Origin of the sequence: Rhodopirellula maiorica SM1 (assembly GCF_000346295.1) — a bacterium.
Taxonomy (GTDB): Bacteria; Planctomycetota; Planctomycetia; order Pirellulales; family Pirellulaceae; genus Novipirellula; species Novipirellula maiorica.
In genome coordinates this window covers 1-12,456 of the sequence record NZ_ANOG01000891.1, presented here as the reverse complement: position 1 = coordinate 12,456, position 12,456 = coordinate 1, and the positions used below count along the sequence as shown (strand labels likewise).

The 12,456-nt window shown below is 54.8% G+C and carries 9 protein-coding genes and 1 pseudogene; 4 read left to right on the top strand and 6 right to left on the bottom strand.

The window, feature by feature from the left end:
• Positions 1-130: 130 nt before the first annotated feature.
• From RMSM_RS44020 to RMSM_RS44010, 3 genes and pseudogenes are all read right to left on the bottom strand, one after another.
• Positions 131-382, bottom strand: coding sequence for an OB-fold nucleic acid binding domain-containing protein (locus RMSM_RS44020; RefSeq protein ID WP_390173568.1), 252 nt, complete (start codon positions 380-382; stop codon positions 131-133).
• Between the two features lie 336 nt (positions 383-718).
• Positions 719-2,277: pseudogene (locus RMSM_RS44015) on the bottom strand (helix-hairpin-helix domain-containing protein); the annotation flags it as partial.
• Positions 2,278-2,288: 11 nt separating this feature from the next.
• Positions 2,289-3,227 (bottom strand): PHP domain-containing protein, encoded by a 939-nt coding sequence (locus RMSM_RS44010; RefSeq protein WP_236622336.1) that lies wholly within the window; start codon positions 3,225-3,227, stop codon positions 2,289-2,291.
• Positions 3,228-3,423: 196 nt separating this feature from the next.
• On the opposite strand from RMSM_RS44010, the gene RMSM_RS28365 reads away from it, so the two are divergent.
• Positions 3,424-3,855, top strand: a complete 432-nt coding sequence (locus RMSM_RS28365) for an NINE protein (RefSeq protein ID WP_052031845.1) — start codon at positions 3,424-3,426, stop codon at positions 3,853-3,855.
• A gap of 274 nt (positions 3,856-4,129) precedes the next feature.
• Here the strand turns inward: RMSM_RS28365 and RMSM_RS28360 are convergent, their stop codons facing one another.
• Positions 4,130-5,641: an NfeD family protein gene (locus RMSM_RS28360; protein WP_008705311.1), complete on the bottom strand. Its 1,512-nt coding sequence runs from the start codon at positions 5,639-5,641 to the stop codon at positions 4,130-4,132.
• Positions 5,642-5,765: 124 nt separating this feature from the next.
• Positions 5,766-7,361: a TrkH family potassium uptake protein gene (locus RMSM_RS28355; RefSeq protein ID WP_081614360.1), complete on the bottom strand. Its 1,596-nt coding sequence runs from the start codon at positions 7,359-7,361 to the stop codon at positions 5,766-5,768.
• Positions 7,362-7,826: 465 nt separating this feature from the next.
• On the opposite strand from RMSM_RS28355, the gene RMSM_RS28350 reads away from it, so the two are divergent.
• The gene (locus RMSM_RS28350; protein ID WP_008705307.1) at positions 7,827-8,576 is read left to right on the top strand and encodes an SOS response-associated peptidase; all 750 of its coding nucleotides are present in this window, start codon (positions 7,827-7,829) and stop codon (positions 8,574-8,576) included.
• An 18-nt stretch (positions 8,577-8,594) separates the two neighbouring features.
• Here RMSM_RS28350 and RMSM_RS28345 read toward each other — a convergent pair whose 3' ends face one another.
• Positions 8,595-9,620, bottom strand: a complete 1,026-nt coding sequence (locus tag RMSM_RS28345; RefSeq protein WP_008705305.1) for a PP2C family protein-serine/threonine phosphatase — start codon at positions 9,618-9,620, stop codon at positions 8,595-8,597.
• 311 nt (positions 9,621-9,931) lie between these two features.
• Between RMSM_RS28345 and RMSM_RS28340 the strand changes: the two genes are divergently transcribed.
• Both RMSM_RS28340 and RMSM_RS28335 read left to right on the top strand, forming a co-directional pair.
• Entirely contained in the window at positions 9,932-10,423 is a 492-nt protein-coding gene (locus RMSM_RS28340) for an LURP-one-related/scramblase family protein (RefSeq protein WP_008705301.1), read from the top strand.
• Positions 10,424-10,660: 237 nt separating this feature from the next.
• Positions 10,661-12,202, top strand: a complete 1,542-nt coding sequence (locus tag RMSM_RS28335; protein ID WP_008705289.1) for a YifB family Mg chelatase-like AAA ATPase — start codon at positions 10,661-10,663, stop codon at positions 12,200-12,202.
• Positions 12,203-12,456: the final 254 nt, after the last annotated feature.

Below are 12,456 nucleotides of genomic sequence, written 5' to 3'. Positions count from 1 at the left end.
GTTGATGAAATACGACATCGATTCTCAAGGTGTGGGGCAATGGCGAGTCGATCAATGCCGCCCCACATGAAACGTCTGGTCGCCGAAAGCGTTCTCTAACCTGGGATAGGCTTCTAAACCTGTCATTGACTTAGCGAAAATCTCGTGAACGTTGATCCAACTCGGGTGACTCATTTGTCAAGTCGGAAAGCCGCCCGACGATCACATGGATCACCCCTTTGCGGTTTTCGAGTTTGCCATCGACCATCCATAGATTGCTGGCCTGCGCAATCCGCAAGAATCGCTTCCACACTGCCGCATAGAAAACGAGGTTCACTGATCCTGTTTCATCCTCGATCGTGACAAACGTGATCCCTTTGGCGGTCCCCGGTCGTTGACGCATCAGCACGAGTCCGGCCACGCGAACGTGACGCCCGTCTCGCAGTGACTTCAATTCATTGGCACACACGCAGCGTTTCCGCTTCAGTTCGTTCCGCATGAATGAAACCGGATGCGCCTTCAAACTCATCCCGGTGGTACTGTAGTCCGCGTGCACCTCTTCCTGAGGCGTCATCGGCATCAATGCCTCGGGAATCAACTCTTCTTTGTCTTGTTCGGCGTCAAAGAGCGGACGTGATTGCGGTTTCTTTTCTTCGGCCAACGATTGCCAGATCGCTCCCCGCCGATCGCCCGCGATTGATTCAAATGCATCGGCATCAGCCAACGTTGCCACCACTGCGTTGGATATTTTGGTGCGATGTACCAGTTCCGCGATACTGCGAAACGGTCCGTTGCGTTCGCGTTCACCAAGGATCACTTCGGCAACCGCGACGGGAAAACCGCGCACCATCTGCATCCCTAAACGGATGGACGGTTGCGACCGGTTCGCGTCGGGATGCAGCGTCGATTCCCATTGGCTTTCGTTAATATCGACTGGCAACGTTCGCACCCCATGCTGTTTTGCATCAGCAACCAATTGGGCGGGCGCGTAAAATCCCATCGGTTGGCTGTTCAGCAGCGCGGCGCAGAAAGCCGCCGGATAGTGGCGTTTTAAGTAACACGACGCGTAAACCAACAATGCGAAACTAGCCGCGTGCGATTCAGGAAACCCGTATTCACCAAAACCACGAATTTGGTTGAACACGTGCTCGGCAAACTCGCCTGTCAATCCATGATTCTTCATGCCTTCGAGCAATTTGGCTCGGAAACGATCGATCACACCGGGGCGTCGCCACGCCGCCATCGCGCGTCGCAATTGATCGGCTTCGCCTGGGGTAAATCCCGCTGCGACCACCGCCAACCGCATTGCTTGTTCTTGAAATATCGGAACGCCGAGCGTTTTCTCTAACACCCCGCGAATCGCTTCACTTGGATACACCACCGATTTAGGATTCTCGCGAGCCTGCAGAAACGGGTGCACCATATTGCCTTGAATCGGACCTGGCCGCACGATCGCCACTTCGACCACCAAATCGTAATAACATCGCGGTTTCAATCGCGGCAACATGCTCATCTGAGCCCGGCTTTCGATCTGAAACACGCCTACGGTATCGGCGGCACAAATCATGTCGTAGGTCGGCTTGTCGTCGGCGGGGATATTGGATAGTGACAAATCACGTCCATGATGCTCGGACACCAATTCGAACGCGCGGCGGATCGCCGACAACATGCCGAGCGCCAGCACATCGACCTTCAAAATCCCCAAATCATCCAAGTCGTCCTTGTTCCACTGGATCACCGTGCGACCTTCCATTGCCGCGTTTTCGATCGGGCACAGTTCGCATAAATCGCCTTGCGTGATCACCATCCCGCCGACGTGCTGAGACAAATGCCGTGGAAAACCGACAAGTGATTGAACCAGATAAATGAATCGCTTGCCGATTTCGGTATCGGGATCCAGCCCACCGCCGCGACATCGCTGGGCAAAGTCGGTCGCATCATCACGTCCACTGGCAAACTTGGCTAGTGAATCAATGACATCCGGCGACATCCCAAGTGCCTTGCCCACTTCGCGAATCGCACTGCGAGTTCGATACGAGGTGACCGTCGCCGTCAATCCAGCGCGATGGCGACCATATTTTCATACAGGTACTGCAACACCTCTTCGCGACGTTGATGCTCGAAATCGACATCGATATCGGGGGCCTCGTTTCGCTCGCGACTAATGAAGCGTTCGAATAACAAATCCGTTTGACTCGGGTCCACGTTCGTGATGCCTAGACAATAGCAAACGGTTGAGTTGGCTGCCGAGCCACGCCCCTGACACAAAATGTTTCGCTCGCGAGCAAAACGGACCATGTCCCACACAGTTAAAAATAGGCCTCGTAGTGCAGTTCACGAATCAGTTCCATCTCGTGCCGGATCAACTCGATCACTTGATCGGGAACCCCACCGGGCCATCGCTGTTTCGCGCCCTCCCATGTCAAACGACGCAGATGATCGATCGGCGTCATTTCGCCCGGTGCGAGTTCGACCGGATACTCGTAGCGAAGTTCGTCGAGTGAAAACGTACACTGCTGAGCAATTTCGATCGTGCGAGCGATTGCATCCGGAGCATCACGATACAAATCGGCGATCTCGGCGAGTGAACGCATTCCATGTTGACTGTTCGCGAATCGCTCGCGATGAACATGATCGATCGTTGTCCCATTGCGGATCGCCGTCACACAATCATGCAACAACATCCGTGGCGCACAGTGGTAGTGGACATCCCCCGCAGCCACCAACGGCACATCGTTCTTCAGCGCGAATTCGCGTAGCCGTTCTGCCTTGGCGTGATCATCCACGCCGCGATGTAATTCCAGAAACATGTAACGGCGACTGCCGAAGACGTCACGAAACGACGTTCGCAAAAATTTCCCCGTGCACGCCTCCATCGGGATCACGGCAGCGATCATCCCTTCGCTGGCCGCCGCGATATCGTCCCAGGAAAGTTCGCATTGCCCTTTTTCGCACCGCATTCGGCCTAGCGAGATCAGCCGACACAATCGGCCGTACGCGGCGCGATTGGTGGGCCAAACGACCATCGGGGGCCCATCGGTCGGATGCAGTTCGCTGCCCACGATGTACTGGATCCCGACCTCTTTGGCGGGCGTGTGGCCGCGGACGATTCCGGCCAGCGACGATTCGTCGGTGATCGCGATGCCCGCGTACCCCAATTCACTTGCTTGTTCGACCAGTTCGTCCGGATGGGAGGCTCCCTTTAAGAACGAAAAATTGCTTTTGCAGTGCAATTCAGCGTACTGCATCGTGCCCACCCCAACGGAAAAGGTCAGCCCGCACGAGCATTCGGAATAGCAGAATCATCGATAAAATCGCCAATTGGACCGTCATTTGCAAAGATTTCAGTACCGCGAACGAATAGTGTTTTTGCCTACGCAGACAGCCCTTTCGACGCCCCGAAGACCTTCAAAACCCGACTGAAACAATATGGAACCGGCACCGATGACGGCCCCCAACGCCAATCCCGACCCATTCAGCAACCAAGCCAATGTCTCGCACCCTGTGCTGGTGGGATATTTGTTCTGGATCCTTGGATTTATCGGCGCCCACCGATTCTATTTTGGTAAACCGCTGACTGGAATTTTGTGGCTACTGACCGGCGGGATTTTTCTGATCGGATGGATCGTCGACGCCTTTTTTATTCCCACGATGGCGGAACAGGCAAACCAAAGATACCCCAACGGCCACATCGATTACACCGTGACTTGGGTGCTTCTGACATTCTTAGGCCTGTTCGGCATCCACCGCTTTTATATGGGCAAGATCGTGACAGGCGTCATCTACTTGCTCTCTGGTGGGCTATTTGGGATTGGCTATGCCTATGATGTCTGTACGCTGAACGAACAGGTCGAAGAGCTGAACCGGTTCGGCTAAGCAGCTAGGCAGAAATCATTGGGTGAAATCCCGCTAGCCGTTTGGGCCAGCGCCCAATGCCGTGAAGCATTTTTTCGTAGCGAAACTCGCAGAGAGTTTCGGCTTTACTCGCGTGGCCGAAAGTCGCTGCGACTTTCGCTACAGTGAATTCGCGTTTTCCCAATACGATAATTGCTTCACAGCATTGCGGTTGGACGCTAGCCCCGGTTGAACATCGGAACCGTGGCTCGATGCACACGAAAAACGCTTTAAGAGGCGAGACCGACAACGTGGCTCAGGCCACCGGACGCACGATTACCTTGGCACCTTGCTTGCCGATCACCCGGACCTGGGTGCCGGGATCGACAAAGTCTCCTTCAGTGACGACGTCGACGGTGAAATCATCGACCATGATCCGCCCACCGGGCCGCAGAGCCGAGACCGCTTCCCCGACACTGCCCACTTCGACGCGTTGCCAACCGGGCAGCGAGGTGGCCGCCATCCCCGTGGTCGCTCCGCCACCTTCCAGTGCAACCGTCGGTTTCAACGTCAATCGGCTCAGCCCCGGTATTTCGCTCATGTACTGCGCAAGCACAAGCAACGCAATCAAAAAGGCGACAAAGGCACCGACCACCGTCAACACGTCCATGCCAAGTGCAGCCAATTCTTCGCTGCTTTGAGGCAACAGGAAGCGTCGCGATGCCATCACCAACGAACCAAGCGACAACACAATCCCGCTGATCCCCGCGACGCCGAAACCAGGAATCACAAACACTTCGGCGGCGATAAACAGCAATCCGATGACAAACAATGTCACCTCGAGCCACCCCGCTGTGCCTCCCAAAAAGCGACTCCAGAAAAACAATCCAAAACAGAGCACCGACGTCAAACCGCCGATCCCCAATCCCGGCGCACTTAGTTCGATCACCAAGGCGGTCAATCCGATCACAATCAACAGGAACGTCACAAAGCCTGAGTTTAGAATCAGCACTAACGTATCGACCCAAGTTCGCTCGAGCGTCGGAATCGGTTCTTGCAGATTCAATGTCGACGCCAATTCAGTGCGACTGGCCACGGTTTGATCGATCAACCCAAGTTCGGCGGCGCGGCGTCCGTTGGCGGTAAAGAACATCTCCTTGCCTGCTTCGCGTATGGGCGGCCCTTTGTCCCAAGCGTCTTGATTCTCAAGTGCAACCCATTCCTTGTCTGAAAAATAGCGAACCGAGCCATCCTCTTTGTGAGTGGCTTTGAACACGACCATATCCTTGTCGGTCATTTTTTCGGCCAACGCGATTGGTCGCCCTGTCGCCTCGGCAGTATCACGTACCTTTTGCGCCAATACACTCCGACTCTTCGCTTCGGTGTAGCGGTACGCTCCATCAGCCCCCATTACGATCTCGCCGGCGTCTCCGATACGAGCCCCCGGCAACATGATGATTCGGTCACACGCCAACGCAAACAGTGCCGCGCCGCTAATCGCATCCTTTTCGATAAACGCCACCGTTTCGACGTCTTTGGCGTCCGACACCATATCCATCAATTCGAATGTGACCTGCGTAAATCCACCGGGGCTGTGGATATCAAAAATCACGACATCGACGCCCGATTCAACCGCATCTTCGAACTTACGTTCTAGCAGTGCAGCGCTGAGCGGATGAATCATTTCATGCAGCGGAATGATCACCGCTTTCCGCGGCGAAACCTTGCGATCGAGCTCACCATCGGCGGCATCTTGGCTCGTCGCCAACCCCGGCGACAGCAGCAGGGCGGCAAGGCAAATTGTGATGTAAGTCGGCAAACCACGCATTTGGCGTTCCCAGAGCAATGATGTCGTAAAACGAAGCAGGTAGGAAGCAGTCTTTCGGATTCCTGCCTACCTGCTTAGCGTCTTTTAATTCTAACAGACGATCCTTACGAGGCTCGTTTCCATGTCAAATGCGGCGCCAAAAACTGGGAAAGATCAGCACCAGCACACTGAAAACCTCGACCCGCCCGAGCATCATCAACCAGACGAACAAAAACTTTGCTTGCTGACTAAACCCGGCATAATTCTGTGTGGCTCCGACCACCCCCAAACCAGGCCCGATGTTGTTGAGCGTTGCCGCCACGGCACTGGCCGAATCGAGCAATTTTTCGTCCAACGTTCCTTCGTTCATCAGCGACGCTACCTTGCTTTTGGAAAGCGGTGGCTCGCCATTTTCGATCGATTCCGCCTCGGTCTCCGCCAATTCGGCGGCTGACACGGCGCCCCACGTCCCTCGTGGTTCAAACGTGATTAAGAACAGCCACGAGAAAACAAAGATCGCCAAAATCATTGAAAAGTAGACAACGATTCCGTGTGCCAAATGAGGATCATCAACCGGCGTTCCACCAACGCGAATCGGGCGAACCACACGCGGACGATGAGCTCGTTCAATCTCCAGACGCAGAATCTTGTAGAACAAGACGTGACGGATTACCTTCATCCCGCCTCCGGTGCTGCCCGCGCATCCACCGACGAACATCAGTAACAACAAGATGCCTCGACCAAAATTGTTCCACTGATCGAAATCCGCCGTCCCGTACCCCGTCGTCGTGATGATCGAGACCACTTGAAACAACCCGTTGCGAACCGATTCACTATACGTGCCAAACCCCACATCACCGGCGCGCATCCCGAAGAACACGATCGCAAGCGAAACACTGGCAATGATGCCGACGAAGGTGCGGAATTCGATATCGCGAAGCAAACGCCGTGGGCCATCAAATATCGATAAATACAGCAGCGTAAAATTGGTTCCCGCCAACACCATGAAAACAATCGTCGTGTATTCGATCGTGGCACTTTCAAAACGGCCAAGACTGCGGTTGTAGGTGCTGAAGCCGCCCGTCGCCATCGTGCCAAACGCATGGCACAGCGCATCGAACACCGACATCCCCTCAATCGCGTAGATCACCGTCAAGATTGCGTTTAGCGCAATATAGATCGCCGCAAACACGAGCGCCGTGTGCTGCATCCGCGGCATACTGCCTTCTTTGGTCGGGCCTGGCATCTCGGCCCGCATCATTGCTTTGCCCGCCGATCCTTGGCCTAGAATCGCGACAAACAAAACGACAATGCCTAGCCCACCAAGAAAGTGGGTCCAAGATCGCCAAAACAAAATGCAGTGCGGTACGCTGGCGGGAGTTTCCAGATCGGTGATCACCGTCGCTCCGGTCGTGCTAAAGCCCGACTGGGACTCGAACATCGCTTCAATGAACGTGATCGGACGATCCGGCGCGATCTCGGTGCCACTTAAATAATAGGGCAACGCCCCAAGTACCGTCGCCAACACCCAACTGAGTCCGACGATCGCCATCGCTTCTTTTTGATATAACGGTCCGCCGCGATGACGTCGACCGATCACCAATAAGCCCCCACCGACGATCATGCTGACCGCGGTGCCTAACAACAGCCCCTTGGCCCCATCGATTTCGAACGCTTCGGCCGCCGGCAAATGAGTTCGCTTCGCAAATGCTGGAAAAGCAAATGGCAAACAGAAACTCATCGAGCCGCCAATGAGCAAACAGATCGTGCCAAGCACGCGAAACAAGAGCGGAAAGTTCAAAGCACGTCGGTCAATAACAAAGGGAAAAACAGGAAGACCATTGTCGCGCACACAGCTTAACCCGAGTTTGCCAAGTGTCGTAGAGTCCTTCGCCAGCGAACTTCAGTCGCCCCCGCTTCGGTGCATCTATTTTTGTAGTGGGACTCGCCAGAGTTCCTGGTGCATCTACTTTCGTAGTGGGACTCGCCAGAGTTCCTGGTGCTTTGGCAGCAAGTACGGGAATTCTGGCCTGCCGAATGGTCAACCTCAAACACAAAAAACGGGGTTTCGATAGCAATTTACACTCCACTAGGGCCCGATCCGAGCAATTCCCTGATTCCCACTCTGTTTTTCATGGCTCATAATTGTCAATAAAGCTCGCAATCCAACGCGAACTCTCATTTTCTGTTTGCTGGAACCGAATGTATGTGCGGTCGATTTACGCTACGAACCTCATTGGCCGATCTTCGCCAATTGTTCTTCCCCCAAGATGATCCCGATGTTTTCTCGGCCGCGATCCAATCCGTACTGAACCAACCTCGCTACAACATCGCCCCCACTCAGTCCGTCGCGGTGATCCGCCAACTTGACGGCGACGCTCCAGAATTTGCCGCGATGCGATGGGGGTTCATTCCTAACTGGGCGGATGATGTCGCCATCGGAGCTCGCATGATCAATGCCCGTAGCGAAACGATTGACGAAAAACGTTCGTTCAAAAACGCATTTCAAAATCAGCGATGTCTGATCCCTGCGGACGGTTACTATGAGTGGCAAAAAGCGGGATCGGTAAAGCAGCCTTACTTTCTGCATCAACCTGATGATGCGTCGTTTGCGATGGCCGGACTTTGGGAACTCAACACGAAAGCCTCCGACGACTCATCGCCGATCGCTTCGTTCACCGTGATCACGACCGCAGCCAATTCGGTCACCGGTAAAATCCATGATCGGATGCCTGTGATTCTCGACAACAAGGATTTTGACGCCTGGCTTGATCCAAGTTTTCACGACACCTCGTCGCTGAAAAAACATCTGACTGCCGCCGCCGAAGACTTTTTCGAGATCACCGCCGTGTCGCGCCGAGTCAACCATGTTGCCAACGACGGTCCCGAATGTATCGAACCGGTCACTCCGAAGCCCGAAGGCCCCAAGACCACCCAGGCGACACTGTTCGATTAACCGCCGCCGCTCACGGAATCAGCGTTGTTCTTCGGCGGACTCGTCCACGGTGGTGTCGAACTGGCTGAGCGTTGATAATGTTCCGTCGTCAATTTCGATGGAACCATAGGTTTCTTCGGTCATCGTTTCATCCACCAACGTCGTTGCGCCGGTACTTTTGCGTTGATGAGGCAGCATCCGCGAAACGATCACCGTAATATTGTCTTCGCCGCCGCCTTCGTTTGCGACACGGATCAACTCTTGGCAGATTGATTGCGAATCCTCTCCTTCGCTAACCATCAACGCCAACGCATCGTCGTTAACGTAGCGATGTAGCCCGTCGCTACATAGCACCACTGTGTCGCCCAATGACAACTCGACTCGTTCCACTTGGGCGACCAAGTCGCCTTCGAGCTGTCCTCCCAAAACATTCCACAGCACGTTACTCCAACGACTCTCGGGCTCTTCTTCCGGTGTCAAGTCACCGGCATCGACCATCCGCCGCGCCAATGTATGGTCCGTGGTCAAACGCTGAATATTCCCGTCGCGAACCAAGTAACAACGGCTATCGCCCGCGTGCAAGACGGACAGATAGGGCCAGATGATTTCGGCCATCGTCAATGTCGTCCCCATCCCAAATTGTTCCGCGTTCTGCTGGGCTTGTCTCAGGATCATCAAATGAGTGTCGCGGAGCAGCGTTTGCATCCACTGAGCTTGTTTGATCCCATCCCATGTCGCTGAATCGAATGGAGGTCGTGTCGGGTCCGCCAACCGCTGAGCCAGAAAGCTGACCGCTAACTGGCTTGCCCGTTCACCCGCCGCGTGGCCTCCCATGCCGTCGGCAACGATCAAGATCTCACTCTCCGCGTCCCCGAAAAACGTCAGCGGTTGATGATGAGGTAGACTCGTTGAATTCGAAGATATACTCAGGCGGCGAGATCCGACTAAGAATTGGTCTTGGTTCGTATCACGTGTTCTGCCGATATCGGTCAAACCGCAAGTGTCAATCGTGACGCCCGTGTTCCCCTGGGATTGCGGATCCGAAGCACTGTTAGCACTATTCATATCGTTCGCTGCTCACCGGGCAAAAAGACTAGATTCACGCTGGAATGCGGAGCTCGACAACGAGCTACTTCTTAAATTACCAAAATGCCACCGATCTGTCGCTAATCCAAATCGGTCCAGCTTGCTTCCCCCCTTCGACTTGCCAAAATGCGTTTGGCAGTAGCGAAACCGATTGGGACATCGAAGGGTCAATAACGAAATAAGGTTAAATCCTGCGCCCGAAACAATTGACTTTCTCGCCTAGCAATGATCCGCTGACCCTAAAACGCACACATCCGCCGATCAAGTGCGGACCTTTATTCGGAGCACCGATGATCTATCGTATCAAAGAAAAGTTTTGGGCCTGGGGCGACGACTTTTCCATCACCGATGCCGCAGGTAACTCGCGATTTTACGTTGATGGCAAAGCGTTTTCGTGGGGCGACCAACTCTCCTTCCAAGACGCCAATGGCAACGAACTGGCATTCATCAGCCAGAAACTGCTCTCTTGGAAACCGACCTACCAAATCCTGATCGACGGTCGCGTTTTTGCCGAAGTCAAGAAGGAATGGACTTGGTTCAACAAGCAGTTCACGCTCGATGTCCCCGGTCCCAACGACTACACGATCGATGGATCCTTTTGGTCGCATGAATTTACGTTCGAGCGAAGCGGCCGCACCGTTGCCACGATCAGCAAGAAAATGTGGTCTTGGACCGACGCCTACGGAGTCGAAATCGTCGATGGCGAAGACGAAGTCGCCGTGCTCTGCGCTTGTATCGTGATCGACCAAGTCCTGCACGATGAATCCAATCGTAACGACTAATTGTCGTAAACGCCGTCTCAGAGCAGCGGCGAGGAATTTCGCCCCTTTTTCGTAACGAAAGTCACCGAGACTTTCGACGTCTGGACGTGAAAGATTGAAACTCGTCTTTGCTGAAAACGGCCGTTTTTGCGCGGAGCAAGCGAGATTCGGTATGATAAAGCGGGAATGATCGATGCGTCAGCAGGTCAGCTCGCGTTCGGTCGACCGAACTTTTCTTTCGTGAATACCGAGGCTCTCATGCTCGCGCGGCTAAAAACGTTCACGCTGTTGGGGATCGAGGCGATGCCGGTCGATGTCGAAGTCGACATCTCACCCGCTGCGATGCCCAAGACGATCCTGGTCGGATTGCCGGACGCCGCCGTCAAAGAGAGCACGCACCGCGTCGAACGCGCGATCGTCAACAGCGGCTTCGTTCGCCCCCAAGACCGAGTTGTGATCAATCTGGCTCCCGGGGATCTGCCAAAACAAGCCGCCTCGTTTGATTTGCCGGTGGCGTTGGGTGTGCTGGCGGGCAGCGGCCAACTCGTGCTCGATCGGCTCGAAGATTATGCCGTCGTCGGTGAACTCGCACTCGAAGGGCTAGCGCGGCCCATTCGAGGTGCCCTTTCGATCGCAATCGAAGCCTCGAAAAACACCAAGCTAAAAGGCTTGGTTGTACCCGCTGAAAACGCCCACGAGGCCGCCGTCGTCGATGGCATCGAGGTAATCCCGGTGTGCAGTTTGTCGCAAGCGGTGGCCTTTTTCGCAGGCGAGATCGAGATCGATCCAATGCCAAGCTGTGTCAGTCAACTGTTCGAAGAGTTCAGCACCTACGAAGTCGACTTTGGTGACGTCCGCGGCCAGGAATCTGCCAAACGAGCAATGACATTGGCCGCCGCTGGAAATCACAATTTGATCATGGTCGGTCCGCCAGGCAGCGGTAAAACGATGCTGGCGAAACGGATGCCGACAATCCTGCCGCCGCTGACGGCTCCCGAATCGATCGCGACAACACGTATCTACAGTGCGCTCGGACAGTTGCCAGCTGGGCAACCTCTGTTGGCGTGTCGTCCGTTTCGTAGTCCGCATCATACGATTAGCGATGCGGGATTGGTCGGCGGTGGAAGCCCTCCATCGCCTGGCGAAATCAGCAAGGCACACAACGGGATTTTGTTCTTGGATGAACTTCCCGAATTCAACCGCAAGACACTCGAGGTAATGCGGCAACCGCTCGAAGACGGCGTCGTCACGATCTCGCGTGCCCTCCGCAGCACCACGTTCCCGGCAAACTTTATGTTGATCGCCGCAGCCAATCCATGTCCTTGCGGTTATCGCAGTGATCCCCGCCGAACGTGCAACTGCTTGCCGACTCAAATCGAAAAGTACATGGGCAAAATCTCGGGTCCACTGATGGATCGGATCGACATTCATATCGAAGTCCCCGCAGTGCCGTTTGATGAGCTTTCGTCGCCCGCCGGAGGTGGCTCCACCAGTGCCCAGATGCGAGCGGATGTCGTGAAAGCTCGCGAAGGCCAGTTGGCTCGGTTTGGCAACGGAGCGGTCCAGTACAATGCACAAATGAGCAGCCGGCAAGTGCGACAATTCTGCAAATTGAACAAACCGTGCCAGCACATGTTGCGTCACAGTGTCGAAGAGATGGGATTATCGGCGCGAGCTCACGACAAGATCTTGCGAGTGGCAAGAACGATCGCCGACGTTGCCGGCGACGAGTCGATCGACGAAACCCACCTCGCCGAAGCGATCGGCTACCGCAGCCTGGACCGCGACTTTTGGAGCTAACCATTGTTGCAGTGCAAATCACGTTGCACCGAAACATCCCCACAGCAACGACCAACTTCACCCTCCCAGCCTGCGTCGGGAGGGTCGAAAATCGAGCCTTCAGCGAGATTTCCGGGGAGGGCCAGGTGACACTGAACGTGCACGTTGCCATCTCTAACACTCCGAGGCCCACAGGTGAATTTGTTCCGCTCGTTCTGACGTCGCCAAAACAAGTTTCGATGAGGTGAAGCAAGGCAAGTGACAGCTACGGGCTT

Coding starts and splice junctions, on each gene's coding strand:
- RMSM_RS44020 (WP_390173568.1), bottom strand. CDS start 382: ATGCGTCAACGACCGGGGACCGCCAAAGGGATCACGTTTGTCACGATC.
- RMSM_RS44010 (WP_236622336.1), bottom strand. CDS start 3,227: ATGCAGTACGCTGAATTGCACTGCAAAAGCAATTTTTCGTTCTTAAAG.
- RMSM_RS28365 (WP_052031845.1), top strand. CDS start 3,424: ATGACGGCCCCCAACGCCAATCCCGACCCATTCAGCAACCAAGCCAAT.
- RMSM_RS28360 (WP_008705311.1), bottom strand. CDS start 5,641: ATGCGTGGTTTGCCGACTTACATCACAATTTGCCTTGCCGCCCTGCTG.
- RMSM_RS28355 (WP_081614360.1), bottom strand. CDS start 7,361: ATGAGTTTCTGTTTGCCATTTGCTTTTCCAGCATTTGCGAAGCGAACT.
- RMSM_RS28350 (WP_008705307.1), top strand. CDS start 7,827: ATGTGCGGTCGATTTACGCTACGAACCTCATTGGCCGATCTTCGCCAA.
- RMSM_RS28345 (WP_008705305.1), bottom strand. CDS start 9,620: ATGAATAGTGCTAACAGTGCTTCGGATCCGCAATCCCAGGGGAACACG.
- RMSM_RS28340 (WP_008705301.1), top strand. CDS start 9,932: ATGATCTATCGTATCAAAGAAAAGTTTTGGGCCTGGGGCGACGACTTT.
- RMSM_RS28335 (WP_008705289.1), top strand. CDS start 10,661: ATGCTCGCGCGGCTAAAAACGTTCACGCTGTTGGGGATCGAGGCGATG.